Annotated in this window: 13 protein-coding genes; 4 read left to right on the top strand and 9 right to left on the bottom strand. The window is 51.7% G+C overall.

Going from position 1 to position 14,255, the window contains the following annotated elements; genetic code table 11:
- Positions 1–20: 20 nt before the first annotated feature.
- From C7B82_RS14420 to C7B82_RS14410, 3 genes are all read right to left on the bottom strand, one after another.
- Positions 21–341 carry an RNA recognition motif domain-containing protein gene (locus C7B82_RS14420; protein ID WP_106256981.1) on the bottom strand — a complete coding sequence of 107 codons (321 nt, stop codon included), beginning with the start codon at positions 339–341 and terminating at the stop codon, positions 21–23.
- Positions 342–504: 163 nt separating this feature from the next.
- Positions 505–1,137, bottom strand: coding sequence for a DUF4333 domain-containing protein (locus tag C7B82_RS14415; protein WP_106256980.1), 633 nt, complete (start codon positions 1,135–1,137; stop codon positions 505–507).
- 147 nt (positions 1,138–1,284) lie between these two features.
- Entirely contained in the window at positions 1,285–2,082 is a 798-nt protein-coding gene (locus C7B82_RS14410; RefSeq protein WP_106256979.1) for a cobyrinic acid a,c-diamide synthase, read from the bottom strand.
- Between C7B82_RS14410 and C7B82_RS31510 the strand changes: the two genes are divergently transcribed.
- Positions 2,081–2,275, top strand: a complete 195-nt coding sequence (locus C7B82_RS31510; protein ID WP_146141157.1) for a hypothetical protein — start codon at positions 2,081–2,083, stop codon at positions 2,273–2,275. The genes C7B82_RS14410 and C7B82_RS31510 overlap by 2 nt on opposite strands.
- Here C7B82_RS31510 and ligA read toward each other — a convergent pair.
- Positions 2,272–4,470 carry an NAD-dependent DNA ligase LigA gene (ligA, locus tag C7B82_RS14405; protein ID WP_219904399.1) on the bottom strand — a complete coding sequence of 733 codons (2,199 nt, stop codon included), beginning with the start codon at positions 4,468–4,470 and terminating at the stop codon, positions 2,272–2,274. The two genes, C7B82_RS31510 and ligA, sit on opposite strands and share 4 nt — an antisense overlap.
- Before the next feature lie 155 nt (positions 4,471–4,625).
- Here ligA and C7B82_RS14400 point away from each other — a divergent pair, with 155 nt between their 5' ends.
- Positions 4,626–4,952 (top strand): hypothetical protein, encoded by a 327-nt coding sequence (locus C7B82_RS14400; protein ID WP_146141156.1) that lies wholly within the window; start codon positions 4,626–4,628, stop codon positions 4,950–4,952.
- A 57-nt stretch (positions 4,953–5,009) separates the two neighbouring features.
- Positions 5,010–5,645, top strand: a complete 636-nt coding sequence (locus C7B82_RS14395) for a type IV pilin-like G/H family protein (RefSeq protein WP_146141155.1) — start codon at positions 5,010–5,012, stop codon at positions 5,643–5,645.
- 9 nt (positions 5,646–5,654) lie between these two features.
- Here the strand turns inward: C7B82_RS14395 and C7B82_RS14390 are convergent, their stop codons facing one another.
- Together C7B82_RS14390 and C7B82_RS14385 are read right to left on the bottom strand one after the other, a co-directional pair.
- Positions 5,655–6,230: a TIGR04376 family protein gene (locus tag C7B82_RS14390; protein WP_106256977.1), complete on the bottom strand. Its 576-nt coding sequence runs from the start codon at positions 6,228–6,230 to the stop codon at positions 5,655–5,657.
- 69 nt (positions 6,231–6,299) lie between these two features.
- The gene (locus tag C7B82_RS14385) at positions 6,300–7,376 is read right to left on the bottom strand and encodes a type II secretion system protein N (protein WP_106256976.1); all 1,077 of its coding nucleotides are present in this window, start codon (positions 7,374–7,376) and stop codon (positions 6,300–6,302) included.
- A gap of 335 nt (positions 7,377–7,711) precedes the next feature.
- Here C7B82_RS14385 and mutS point away from each other — a divergent pair, with 335 nt between their 5' ends.
- On the top strand, positions 7,712–10,714 hold the full coding sequence (gene mutS / locus C7B82_RS14380; RefSeq protein ID WP_219904397.1) for a DNA mismatch repair protein MutS: 3,003 nt from the start codon (positions 7,712–7,714) through the stop codon (positions 10,712–10,714).
- 163 nt (positions 10,715–10,877) lie between these two features.
- Here the strand turns inward: mutS and C7B82_RS14375 are convergent, their stop codons facing one another.
- The 3 genes from C7B82_RS14375 to ychF all read right to left on the bottom strand — a co-directional run bounded on the left by C7B82_RS14375 (position 10,878) and on the right by ychF (position 14,146).
- Positions 10,878–12,683: a two-component system response regulator gene (locus C7B82_RS14375; protein ID WP_106256975.1), complete on the bottom strand. Its 1,806-nt coding sequence runs from the start codon at positions 12,681–12,683 to the stop codon at positions 10,878–10,880.
- An 88-nt stretch (positions 12,684–12,771) separates the two neighbouring features.
- A complete protein-coding gene (locus C7B82_RS34290; RefSeq protein WP_281258979.1) occupies positions 12,772–12,906 on the bottom strand; it encodes a hypothetical protein in 135 nt (44 codons plus the stop codon).
- A gap of 148 nt (positions 12,907–13,054) precedes the next feature.
- Positions 13,055–14,146 carry a redox-regulated ATPase YchF gene (ychF, locus tag C7B82_RS14365; protein ID WP_106256973.1) on the bottom strand — a complete coding sequence of 364 codons (1,092 nt, stop codon included), beginning with the start codon at positions 14,144–14,146 and terminating at the stop codon, positions 13,055–13,057.
- Positions 14,147–14,255: the final 109 nt, after the last annotated feature.

The following is a 14,255-nucleotide window of genomic DNA, read 5'->3' as shown; positions in this document are numbered from 1 at the left end:
ACAGTGTTTTTAAACGTAACTTAGTGATCTGAGTAGCCGCCGCCTCTGCTGCTGGAATAGCCTCTGCTACCCGTGCCGCCACCGGATGGTTTCCGATCTTCGCGTGGACGAGCCTTGTTCACTTTGAGATCACGACCCATCCATTCTGCACCGTCCAAGGCTTCGATCGCAGCGGTCTCTTCAGCGTCGGTTTCCATCTCGACAAAACCAAAGCCACGAGGGCGACCCGTTTCGCGATCAGTGGGGAGTTGGACACGCTTTACAGTGCCATACTCTGCAAAGATGGCGCTAAGGTCTTCTTGCGTAACGGCGTAGGAAAGGTTGCCTACATAGATTGACATGGAGTATCTCCGGAGAGTGATAAGTATGGAGGTTTAAATCCGGAGAGAAGCCTGCTGAAACCAAGAACAAACACCGCAACCGAATCAAACTCTGGAAACTAGATTAACACAGGATCAAGATCCGCAACCGCTACTTACCATACTGTGAAGGAATCTCACGTTCTTAACGCAAGGAAATATCGACGCTGCCCTGTTCATCCTTAACCTTTACTTGAGCCGATCGCGATTGCGCTTGAGCGCCTGTTACTTTGCACTCAAAGGTGTCTCCTGGTTGAGCAACGCGAATCTTACCGCCACAATTGGCTGTAACGTCTGGCCCACCTTTATCACGAATGCGAGTCTGGATAAACTGCTCGAGTTTTGACAGGACTAATAAGCTTTTGGTATTCCACTGAAACTGACCGTCTGGATTCGTCAATTCCACCGCGATCGCGAAGTTCTGCCCCTCAGACGTGGCCTGACAGTTAAAGCGATTCCCCGCCTTGACATCAAACTGTACCGGACAATCAACGGAGTCCAGAGGCACCTTGGTCGTATCTGTAAACGCCTTACTCAAGCGACTCTCTAGGTCTTTTGTTGCTGGCGATTTGCTGGTGGCTGCAGGGCTAGGGGTTAGCGCTGGGGACGCCGATGGGCTGGGCGAAACGTTCCCATTAGTTGCCTGCGGTTGATTGGTACAGCTTGCTAAAAGGGTGATGGTGGAGAGCACCACTGTCAAACTCACCCACCGCTGACTGCTACTAACGCGAAGGGGGTGCGATCGCGCTCCCGTTTCGGAACTGTAAGGCTGACTCATGAATACGCTCTCTGGTGCACTGCCTATCGTAGCGCTTTTTAAAGAGCGCTACGATAGGCAGTGCTCAGCTACTAGCGGTCAGCCTTTTCACGGCCTGAAGGATAGAGATCAGCCAACAGAGAAAAGCCAATGGCTGACGGTTGGGTCTTATTCGGTGTAAGACAACACTTCTTGCTCGGCTCCAAAGATGTAGTCGTAGTCGAAAACCAGCGATTGAGAATGTCGAATGATGGAGAAACCAAAATTGGTGGTGGTTTCGGTTGTAAATGTGGCGATCGCCAGCTCAACTAACTTTTTTTCGCCAATGACGGGTTTTTGCACAAAATAATCGCGTCGCGCAAAAAACAGCCGTTCGTCTTTTGGCACGATGATGCGGTTGATTTTATGCGTATGTTGAATGGGGCGAATGTAGGTATTGATAAATTCATCCTGGTTGCGTTGCAAGCGGTAAAGCTTCTCATGCTGAAACCAGCTCATCCGAAACATCATTTTGATCAGCTCAAAACCCAGGATGTAGTTGAACACATTATTGCGCTCTGTATTGCTCATCACTAGCTTTAGTGCCGATTCTAGATAAAGGTCAGGTTGACCCCTCACATCTTGAGCAGAGTGAATATAAAACTGTCGAATGTAGCTTCTAAGCGCGATCGTATCCAGCTCTGTGTTGACGTTAAATTCTTCTAGGTAACGGCTAACTTTTTGTTTGGTATCTCGATCTTCCAGGACTTTTGAGATTAAGCCATCAGCGGTGTAATCATCCAAAAAGCCAGCTTGCATTTCAGGCGAAGCGGCACACATCAGATGACAGAGTGATAACACAAAGCGACGCTGTTTCCAGGGCAAGCTCTCTGCCCATTGCTGTGCTTCTGGAGGAAGCATCGAGAGAATACTTTCAGCGCTTGACGACTCGGATGGAGCTGCTTTTTTACCTGTGCGCTTGCTCATGAATTACCGCAAGGAATGCCGATCGGTGCCTCTAGTGTTCCCAATCAAGGCACCGACGAACACGAACGTAGGAGGTCGGTGGCAGGAACTGCGGGGGATGCGGGATGCGGGGGTGAAAGCCACGCCGAACTCAAAACTCAGCCTCCTGAGCCACAAGCTCTTCCCACTCTCCCCTCCCTCCCCTCATCCTTAGCCCTCCAATTCTACAGCCAATAGTTCTAGTAGCTCTGCCTCAGATAATTGGGCAATGCCTAGTAACCCCGCTTTTGCGAGTTTGGAGCCTGCATCCTCTCCCACCACCAAATAATCAGTGCGTTTGCTAACAGAATCGGTAATCTTGCCGCCTGCTGCCTGAATCATGGCTTTTGCTTCGTCACGCTTGAGCGTGGGCAAGGTGCCGGTGACGACAAAGGTTTTGCCTGTAATCGAGCTATTGGCTGGAGCGGGTGGCAGCACTTCGCCGACAAACTGTAGTCCAGCTGCTTGTAGGCGTTTGATTAGTTGCTGGTTGCTGGGATTTTGAAACCAGTCATAAACTGATTGAGCGATTTCGCTGCCAATACCAAAAACCGTTGCGATCGCGCCCACATCGGCCGCTGCTAATGCCTCTACACTGGCAAAACGCTGGGTCAGAATTTGCGCATTGACGCTGCCCACATGACGAATGCCCAGCCCATACAGAACTCGTGACCAGGGTTGCTGCTTGGAGGCCTCGATCGCCTGCACCAACTTTTCGGCAGACTTTTTGCCCATTCGCTCCAGAAGCAGCAGGCGATCGACCGTGATGTCATATAAGTCAGCGACCGACTCCACCAGCCCAGTATCCACAAATTGCAGCACAAGCTTTTCGCCTAAGCCGTTAATATCGAGCGCCTGACGGGAGGCCCAATGCACCAGTGCGCCACGTAGAATGGCGGGGCAGGACGCATTGATACAGCGGGTGACAGCTTCATCGATCGGTTTAACCAGAAGCTGTCCACACTCTGGGCAATGAGTCGGCATCTGATAGGGCTCTGTGCCATCAGGTCGCAAGTCATAGAGAACGCGCACCACTTCGGGAATAATTTCGCCTGCTTTGCGCACAATGACGGTATCACCCGCACGGATATCGAGTTCGGCAATGCGATCGCTGTTGTGTAACGTTGCTCTTGCCACGGTAGTACCGGCCAACTGTACGGGACGCATTTCTGCCAGCGGCGTCACGGCTCCGGTGCGGCCTACGTTGACGCTAATGCGTTCCACGATCGTAGGAGCCTCTTCGGCAGGATATTTGAGGGCGATCGCCCAGCGAGGAAATTTCTGTGTGAAACCCAATTGCTGCTGCAGCGCTAACGAGTTGATTTTTACAACCACACCATCCGTCATGTAGCGAAGTTGGGTGCGCTCGATCGACCAGCGATCGCAATAGTCCTGCACAGCTTGTAAATCGCTGCATTGCTGTCGCTCTGGGTTAACGCGAAAGCCCATGTGTTTGAGGAGTTCCAGGCAATCCCATTGGGAGTGGGGAAGAGAGTTTTGAGTTTCGAGTAGCGCTTTGCGCGGACAAGCTAGAGAGTTTTGAGTTAATTTTTTCTCCGTAACTCCGTATCCCCGTAACTCCGTATCGTCCCCTGCTCCCTCTGCTCCCCCTACGCCCCCTGCTTCCTCTACGGCCTTTGCCACTTCTACCTTGCTACTACCGAAATAGAGCGTGTAGGCGAAGAAATCGAGTTTGCGACGAGCGACGATTTTAGAGTCTAGTTGTCGGAGGGTTCCGGCAGCGGCATTGCGGGGATTGGCAAAGAGTGCCTCGTCTGCTTGTTCGCGTTCCTGATTGATTTGCTCGAATGATGATAGTGGTAGGAAGGCTTCGCCGCGTACTTCAACTAGCGGTGGGGGATTGTCTAGATTAAGCCGAAGGGGGATCGATCGAATGGCTTTGACGTTTGGCGTAATCTCTTCTCCGGTAATGCCATCGCCACGCGTCACGCCCCGCACTAAGATCCCGTTCTCGTAGGTCAGTGCCAGCGCATTACCATCAATCTTCAGTTCACAGACGTAATCAAACTCAGTGACAGCGGGTGCAACGCGTCGCCAACGGTCTTGCCACTTCGCTAAATCCTCGTTGCCAAAGGCGTTTTCCAGGCTGTAAAGCGGAATGTTGTGTTTGACCGAAACGAATTGGCTACTGGGACGCTCACCGATGCGCTGGGTCGGGCTATCGGGAACGATCAGTTGCGGATAGCGAGTTTCTAGGTCTACCAGTTCGTAGTAAAGCCGATCGTAGACAGCATCATCCATCGTGGGAGCATCCAGCACGTAGTATTCGTAGCTAGCTTGCCAGAGGAGTCTCCGCAAGTCTTGTACGCGCTGTTCGATGTCAGGAGTGAGTTGTGCTGCCGCATCCATCGCCAATGACCTAAGCAAATTCAGAACCTAGTGTAGCGTTGCGAAGGACGAGTCTGTGCGTTTGGTGCCACGGTACGGTGACTGAGCGGTCAAAAACAAAAAATTCGGGTATGCTGCGATGTAATGTGTACCCTTTGGATAGCCTGGGTTCGGCGATGAAGGTTTGGATTACCTGCTTTGTTTTGTTATTTGGTGCAACAGAGGCACTGCAATGGGTGCAGCACTTCTCGTTGCCGCTGCCGATTTTTATTTTGGGTGGTGCGTTTTTGGCAATCGCATCCAACTATGACAAACTTACCCATCTACCGTTTCATCTGGACTACGAGAAACCAGAAACGCTGAAAGAAGAACCTCCGGTGGCGCGATCGCTCAATGTGCCACAAGCGCCACTACAGAAGACAGTACGCGATTCATTGCGCGATCATTCCGGTCAGCGACCCATCTCCTTCACCATTCGCAAGCCCCAGCAGCCAGAAGGTTAACCGACGCGATTGATCTGGGTGGACTTTCAGCACCCTCTGCCTTCCTGGAGTCTGCCAATGCTTGCCTTATTGTTGCTCATCATTGCCCTAGCGCTGCTCATCACCACCCTGGTGCTGCTCGTTAACCGCACAAGCAGCAAGCGATCACGTATGTTGGGATTTGTTCTACTGATACTGGGGCTATGGGTATGGGCAGGAGTATGGAACTGTTCCAATACGAAGGATGCCGCCGTTATTCACCTGACAGCGAAGCAGAGGGTTGGCTCAATGAATCGAGCGCAACAAGCGTATTATCTAGAGAACGGTAAATTTAGCGACTCTTTGCAGAAGCTAGGGCTGGGTCTTCAACCCACAAGTGAACAGTTTGTCTATTCAGTTCGGGCGACAACCGATGCTGCTTTTCAGTACGGCACCACTCGTCCAGACTGCCGCCTTTGTACGGGTTCTCTGTATGACTGGCTACCCTTCTTGCAAGCGAGCTGTCATAGTGGTCCCTGTTTAAGATCTGTTCATTGCAAATCTCAAAGCTATGCCGGGGTCGTTTACACCCAGCGGATTGCAGATGAAATCACCACAAAAACAGTGCTGTGTGAAGCGAAAGCGTCCGGAACCGTTCAACTCAATCTGACGTATCGTAATGGCATCGCTGATTGTGGGGATGACGCGAAGAATCTCGCGAAGTATTTGGAGTAAGGCGATCGCCTATCGTCCCATTTTACGTTTGAGTTCCTGTAGCTCTTCTTCAGCTTCCCAGCGGCGAAACTGATGTTCTAAGTCGCCAACGCTGCTGGATGAGTTGGGAATCTGGTTCCAGCCAGCACTGTTCCACTTTTGTTCTGTTGTCGCAGCCGTTGCGCGAGTGGCTTGAGCCTGAGCAACCTTTGCCTGTACTTCTTTGCGGCGCTGCTGGATTTGTTGCTGCAACTGCTGGGTCTGCTTAAGGCGTTCTTTCAACACTTCCATCTGTCCCCAGCGCTGGTTGCCCTGCCGCAAGAGGCTGGCTTCATGCTCCTGAGCGGGTTCTGCTAGATCGAGCCGTCCAGACGCTTTGGCTTTTTCGATACGGGTGTGCCAAAGCTGAATTTCGCGAGCGATCGCCAGAATCTCATCCTGAAGCCCTTTCTCTTCTCGCCGCAAATCCGTCATCAGTTTCAGGGTTTCTTCTTCCTGGTCGCGCAGCTTTTCTTCTAAAACGAGCAATTCCAATTGCGGATTGTCGCGCAAGAACTCCTCAAGCCGCGTTTCGAGAAACTTGCTGAAATCGTCAAACAGACCCATGAGGGAAACTCCTAAAGAGTAGTTTTGAGTGGTTAGAGAAACCGACTAACCACTCAAAACTAACAACTCCTAAAAGTTCTGACCAATAAAGACCGATCGCACTTCACCGTTACGACGAATGACGGCCTGGTCTTTAGAAACTTCAACCAACGTCCAACCGCTGGTGGCAATGCTTTCGCCAATACGATAGCGTTGGGCAACACCATTGATTTCGATTAAGGCAGCAGAGCGATCGCCCAACTCCAGCACCCCAACCAGTTTCTTCGGAATACCAGGCATTGAGAGCGGAATGGGTGGGCGAACGGCGGTTGGCGTATTAGCAGAAGGCAAGGGTGACACCGACAGACTGCCAGACTGCGGTTGTGGGACTTGATAGATCGGCACATACAGCCGTGATAAGCCTGTGGACGGACGGGTCGCACTATTTGGCTTTGTACCCGGAGCCGTTTGAATGGTAGGGCTACCGGGTAGCTGTATGGCAGGTAATGAGGGCAAACCATTGACCCCAAGCGATGGCGCACCAGAGGGTTGCTGCTGATCGATCGCCTTAAGTGCCTGTTGCAGATAGCTGACAAATTGATTGTCGGTTGCAGAGTTTGCGGCCGCTGGATTGCTGGTGGTGGTTTGCGGAGCCATTGTTATAGGCGCGACCTGACGCTGTGCCTGTTGACTTAACAGCCAGGTAGCCAGAACAGCTAGCAGCGAAAAAGCGCCCAGACCCAGCAGCAGTCGATCGTAAGAGCGTACAGACTCACGCACGCTCTGGATCAAGGGCTTTCGAGTGAGCGATCGCTCACTCGTATCCTGTGCCAGCAGCGCATCGTCGTCTTGATCGTCTGGCGCTAGCGAGGCATCAAGCTCCGATCGCCGCATCAACGGCGACACCAGATCAACAAACCCATTAAACTTGGGTGCTTTTGAGGTGGGTGTTGGCTCATCTGACGGTACAGGGTCAGTGGTCAGTTTCGCACCGCTATCTAACAGCCGCTCCACATCGCCAAACAGATCGTCCATTAAACGATCGGCGTAGGACTCGACTGGAAAGCTACCGACCTCTGGCACATCGGAGCCAAAGGACCCGACTGAAAACGGTGGCGCATCAGCTGACTTGAGCAGCCGCTGACTGGTGCTGACATCCTGAGACATAGTTTGCTCGTTGAGGAGTTTAAGACACGAAAGCAGTATAGAAGATACCAATCATTTGGGATCAACTAATTTGGAGCCATTCAACGTAGATGCCGCGATCGCCTGCTGGTTTGCAGAATGATTCACTCTAGCAGCAGACTGAGGAAAGGCCTGTTTTTTCGATCAAGTGTTAAAAAACTATAGAAACGTCGCTTGGGGGGAAACACGGTTCTGATCCAGGCTGGATGCATTCATAGCGGTTTCATCGCTGACATCGTTACTTGGCACGAACGAACGGAAACTCTTACGACTCTTGCGATAGAGTCTATGGAAGACCTGTGCCTTGGCGTTGATTCATGACGGATGCTGCCTCTACCTCCGAACTCACTGATGGGTTGCCAGAACGCTTAGTGAAACATGCGGTGCGCTACGCCGATCATCGATCGGTCGATCGTGCCTTGCTCACGCCGATGATCCGGCACTATGTGGAGCTGAAAGACCAGCACCCTCATGCGTTGCTCCTGTATCGCGTCGGAGACTTTTTTGAGACGTTTTTTCAGGATGCGATCGCGATTGCCCGCGAGCTAGAGCTGATTTTGACGGCAAAGGATGCGGGTAAGGATGTCGGTAAAGTACCCCTGGCAGGCATTCCTCATCACGCGCTCGATCGCTACTGCGCCTTGTTAGTGGAGAAGGGCTTTGCGATCGCCGTGTGCGATCAGATGGAAGACGCTGCCGATGCGCAAGGACAACTGGTGCGACGCGAAATCACTCGCGTGATCACGCCCGGCACCATCCTGGAAGAAGGGATGCTGAATGCCCGTCGCAATAACTTCCTAGCAGCAGTCGTACTTGCCGGGAATCATTGGGGCTTAGCGTATGCCGATGTCTCCACCGGCGAATTTTTGACCACGCAGTCACAAGATTTAGAGCAGCTCACTCAAGAATTAATGCGGCTACAGCCCTCAGAAGTGCTGTTCCCCACCAACGCTCCCGATCTGGTCAGCCTGCTACGCCCCGGAGAAAAATCAGACCATTTGCCTGAGTGCCTGCCGTCTCAGTTCTGCTACACGCTGCGATCGCAGGCTCCCTTTGTCCTCTCCGAGGCGCGGTATCGGCTGCTGCAACGCTTTCGGGTGCGATCGCTGGAAGGTATGGGCTGCGAGCATTTGCCGTTAGCCGTGCGAGCCGCAGGCGGGCTGTTGGAGTATGTCGAAACCAGCACCGAAAAAGACATGGGAAAGGGTAAGGGCGAAGGGGGAAAGGAGGAAGGGGAAAGGGGAAAGGATAAAAAGAAAGAAGCTGATGATCAGCGTGACGGTAAAACATCGTCTCTTATCCATCCTTCTGCGCTTAAGACGTTTCCTTTGCAGCCACTGTGTACCTACACGCTGACGGAGTATTTGGTGATTGACCATCAGACGCGCCGTAACCTGGAAATTACCCAGACGGCAAGGGATGGCACCTATCACGGGTCGCTCTTGTGGGCACTCGACAAAACCGTAACGGCAATGGGCAGTCGGGCACTCAGGCGATGGCTCCTGCAGCCGTTGCTTCAGTTGACACCGATTCACGATCGCCAGGACACGATCGCGGAACTGGTCGAAAACGGTTCCTTGCGCCAGACCCTACAGCGCCTGCTCAAGCAAATCTACGATCTAGAGCGGTTGGCTGGTCGTGCGGGATCGGGCACTGCCAATGCGCGTGATCTGGTGGCGCTGGCAGATTCGCTCGACAAGCTTCCTGATTTGGGGCGCTTGGTGGAGAAAACGCGATCGCGCTACTTGCAAGATCTCCAGACCGTGCCGCCGATTCTGGAACATCTGGGTCAACATCTCCACGCTCATCTGGTCGAGACACCACCGCTTTACCTGACGGACGGCAACCTGATTCGATCGGGGATTAACGCCCAATTAGACGAATTGCGACAGCAGGTGGAAGCAGATCAACACTGGATTAAAAACCTGGAAGCGGTGGAACGCGAGCGCACAGGCGTTTCCACACTAAAGGTAGGCTACAACAAAACCTTTGGCTACTACATCAGCATTTCCCGTGCCAAAGCAGGACAGCAGGTGCCCGATGGTTATACCCGTAAACAGACTCTAACCAATGAAGAGCGTTATATCACCCAAGACCTGAAAGAGCGAGAAAACCGCATCCAACTGGCACAAGACAGCCTGAACCATCTGGAATACGAAATTTTCGCTGAGTTGCGATCGCAGGTGGGTGAACAAGCCGAACTGATTCGTACGGTGGCACGGTCGATCGCTGCGATCGATGTGCTTTGCGGTTTAGCAGAAGTGGCTGTCTATCAAGGTTACTGCCGGCCTGCGATCGCCCCTAGCCGCGAGGTTTGTCTCCTTGAAGGCCGTCATCCAGTAGTCGAGCAATCGTTGCCAGCAGGTTTCTTTGTACCGAATGACACGGCGTTGGGTAGTGGAGAGGGAGCAATCAGCGGTCAGCCGTCAGCGGTCAGCCGTCAGCGGTCAGTAGTCAGCAATCAGCCGTCAGCCGTCAGCCGTCAGCGGTTAGCCGGAGAAACAGAGAGTGAAACTCCGAACTCCGAACTCAAAACTCAAAACTCAAAACTCAAAACTCAAAACTCAAAACTCAAAACTCAAAACTCTCCTTCCCCACCCTTCAATCCTCTCCCCCCACCCGACCTCATCGTCCTCACCGGCCCCAACGCCAGTGGCAAAAGCTGCTACCTCCGTCAGGTCGGGTTGATTCAACTCATGGCGCAGGTGGGTAGCTTCGTGCCTGCACAGACTGCAAAACTGGGTCTTTGCGATCGCATTTTTACCCGTGTTGGCGCAGTCGATGACCTGGCAACGGGGCAGTCTACCTTCATGGTAGAAATGAACGAAACGGCCAATATTTTGAATCACGCCACACCACGATCGCTGGTGCTCTTGGATGAGATTGGTCGTGGCACAGCAACGTTTGATGGGCTGTCGATCGCGTGGGCGGTTGCTGAACATCTGGCAACCGAAATTCGTGCGCGCACGATCTTTGCGACTCATTACCACGAACTCAACGAGCTAGCGTCGATTCTGCCGAATGTTGCGAACTATCAGGTGGTCGTCAAAGAATTACCCGACCAAATTATTTTTCTGCATAAGGTACAGCCTGGTGGAGCCGATCGCTCCTACGGCATCGAAGCTGGACGGTTAGCAGGTTTGCCTGCATCCGTCATCCAACGGGCACGGCAGGTGATGGGACAAATTGAAAAGCACAGCAAGATTGCGATCGGGTTACGCAAAGGCGGCCAGACGAGTCATTCAACCCGTGAAAAGAATGGTCAGGCCTATCCAATAGATCAACCGATCGAACAGTTAGATATTTTTGGTGAAGGGTAATTCAACATAAGCATTACGTGAGTGCGGGTAGACACAGCGCTAGAAACCGATCGCTCAATGATTGCTAGTTGTATCCAATGGTGCCTTATAGTCTTCATTAATCAATAGCATGTATCCCTATCTAGTGAGCTTTACTGAAGACGCAGCCACTTTGCAATCAGTGTCACTTTGAGGAGAATAAAGCACTGACTTTGTCTGGCTCTAGCGGTTTGAAAAAGAGAAAGCCTTGCCCAAAATCACAGTTTAAAGCCTTAAGATGATCAAGCTGCGTTTGGGTTTCAATACCTTCTGCCACAACCGTCATTCCCATTTTTTGGGCAATGTTGATGATTAAAGGAACCAGGCCTAAGCTATCTGAATGTTCGCCCATTTGTTTAATAAAGGAGCGATCGATCTTAAGCGTATCTACGGGAAAGGAATGTAAATAGCTCAGCGATGAATAGCCAGTGCCAAAATCATCAATACTGAGTTGAATCTGCTGTTTTCGCAATGCTTGTAGGATGCTCCCTGCGGCTTGAGCATTTTCCATAATGGCGCTTTCGGTGATTTCTAGCTTCAGCTGTTGCGGTGTAAGCTGAGTTGCGGCAAGTATGTGATCAATTTGCTCTACTAAATCAGCTTGTGCAAATTGGTGTGCCGATACATTCACACTCATGGTGAGTGGAAAAGTAGTCAATTTTTCATCTTGCCATTGTTGCAATTGTTGACAGGCCTGGTGCAATACCCAATGCCCAATTTGTGAGATTAAACCCGTTTCTTCAGCAATGGGAATAAAGGTGGCTGGCGAAATTAACCCTTGCTGAGGATGGAGCCAGCGCACGAGTGCTTCAAAGCCAACGATGTTGCCCGTTGCGATCGCCACAATCGGCTGGTAGTGAACGATGAATTCCTGCTGCTGTAGCGCTTTGCGCAAGTCGATTTCGAGCTGTAGCCGCTGTAATGCAAGATGGTGCAGCGTGGGGTCAAAAATCTGATAAGACGTGTTTCCAGACGCTTTAGCACGATACATTGCCATATCTGCATCACGCAAAATATGTTCTGGCTGGCTATAGTCTGCGTTGCCGATCGCAATGCCAATGCTCGCGGTAATAAAAACCTCGTGACTTTTCAACTGAAACGGTTTGGTAAACGCATCCAGAATTTGATGAACCGTCTGTATCAGACTGTCCAAATGGGCAAACTCCGTCAACAGCACCGTAAACTCATCGCCGCCAAGGCGCGCAAGGGTGGCATAAAGGGGTAGGGCTGCTTCGAGACGATGGGCTATCGCTATTAAAAGCTGATCGCCGATGAAGTGACCCAGAGAATCATTGACCACTTTGAAGCGATCGCAATCCAGAAACAGTACGGCAAAGCAGGCGGTTGCTTCTGCTTTGTTGGCAGCAAGCGCTTGTTTTGTGCGCTCAATAAACAATGCACGATTCGGTAGGCCTGTGAGTGCATCGTGGTGCGCCATCTCTAACAGTTGAGCTTGAAGCACTTTGCGCTCGATCATTTCACGCTGGAGTTCACGATTAGCCAGTTCGAGTTGGTGAGTCCGCTCTTTAACACGTTCCTCTAGCTGCGCACTGAACTGTTCATTGCTGATTGCGGCAGCCCTTAAGGCCAGCTGGTTTTGCACCCGCGACAGCACCTCTTCTAACTGAAAAGGCTTCATGATGTAGTCTGCCCCGCCCACTATAAAAGCCTTTGCTTTGTCCAAACCCTCACTGAGAGCGCTTAAAAAAATGACTGGAATACTGGCAGTGTCTGGGTTTGCTTTCAACGCCTCACAGACCACATAGCCATCCATTTCGGGCATCATAATGTCGAGCAGAATTAAGTCTGGCGGCACAACTCGAACGGCTGTTAGCGCCATTTTGCCACTAAGCGCCTGACGTACCTCATATCCTTCTTTAGTCAACATAGACGAAAGGAGTCGCAGGTTGACAGGCGTATCGTCAACCACAAGAATATCTGCTTTAGTCATGTCTAACGTGTCTGTTGTTCATGAGAAGGGCTTAGCACCTCTTGAGGAATACTGGTTGAGCAACCAGTCGTTCCACCAAATCCAGAAGCTACGTACTCGTCACGCTGGCATCCATGAGTTGTTCATCAAAGCAATACGGTGCAAAGCGGCTGTCTTGCGCTATCTCAATCACCGTATGGACCAGAACGGAATGGACGGCTGGAACCCCGGTCAATGACGGCATCTTCCCTTTGATCCCAATGTCTTGAGCCGCAACAGGTATAGCATGCCCAAACAGCCTCTAGATGTAGCACAAAACCTGGGTTGACCCAAAAAGATGGCTCAACCAGCTCACGCCCAACTCTCACCCTGTGGAAGGGTGATCGCATTCTCTATACATTAAAGCGGAACAGCAATACGTCACCTTCCTGCACAACGTATTCTTTGCCTTCGCTGCGCACCAGCCCTTTTTCTTTGGCAGCGCTCATCGAGCCAGTGGTTGTCAGGTCTTTATAGGCAACCGTTTCAGCACGAATAAAGCCACGTTCAAAATCTGTGTGAATGACGCCTGCGGCTTGAGGCGCAAGCATTCCCGCGTGAATCGTCCAGGCACGCGTTTCTTTGGGCCCCGTTGTGAAGTAGGTACGGAGCCCAAGCAACTCGTAAGTCGCGCGAATGAGCGATTTGAGCCCACCTTCCTGAACACCGAGGGATTCGAGAAAATCGGCGCGATCGACTTCGGGAATATCGACCAGCTCAGATTCGACCTGTGCAGAAATAATCACGACCTGGGCGTTTTCGGCAGCAGCGATCGTGCGCACTTCCTCGACCCAGGCGTTGCCCGTCGCCAGGTCATCTTCCGAGACGTTCGTGGCATAGATAATGGGCTTGCGGGTTAGCAGCCCCAGCGCTTTGATGGCAGCTTCTTCGTCTTCGTTAAGGCTTACCTGACGGGCAGGCTTGCCTTCGTTGAGGACTGCCGTTAGTTTTTCCAACGCATCGACTTCGACCTGCAAGTCTTTGTTGCCACGCGCTTGCTTACGGGCGCGATCGATCCGTTTTTCAATTTGCCCCAAGTCTGCAAGAGCCAGCTCCAGGTTAATCACCTCAATATCACGTGCCGGGTCTACAGATCCAGACACGTGAATAATATCGTCATCGTCAAAGCAGCGAACCACGTGAACGATCGCATCCACTTCACGGATATTTGCCAAAAACTGGTTGCCTAAGCCTTCGCCCTGGCTGGCTCCTTTCACCAGGCCAGCAATATCGACAAACTCGACGCGTGTGGGCACGATTTCCGCCGAACTCGATATTTTTGCCAACACTTGCAGCCGCTCATCAGGAACAGAAACCACCCCCACATTCGGCTCGATCGTACAAAAGGGAAAGTTGGCAGCTTGCGCTTTAGCATTGGCAACCAGCGCGTTGAACAAAGTAGATTTTCCGACGTTGGGCAGTCCAACAATCCCGGCTCTCAGCATCGATTTTAGAAGTTAGATTGGGTGATTTCAGAGGAAACAGTTTGCTGAGTCAAATCAGCACTAATCATCATTGTAGGTTTTCGGTCAATTTTTCCGATCGATTACCCCA

Origin of the sequence: Stenomitos frigidus ULC18, from assembly GCF_003003795.1 — a bacterium.
Lineage (GTDB): Bacteria > Cyanobacteriota > Cyanobacteriia > Leptolyngbyales > Leptolyngbyaceae > Stenomitos > Stenomitos frigidus_A.
This window is presented reverse-complemented; position numbering and strand designations above follow the sequence as displayed.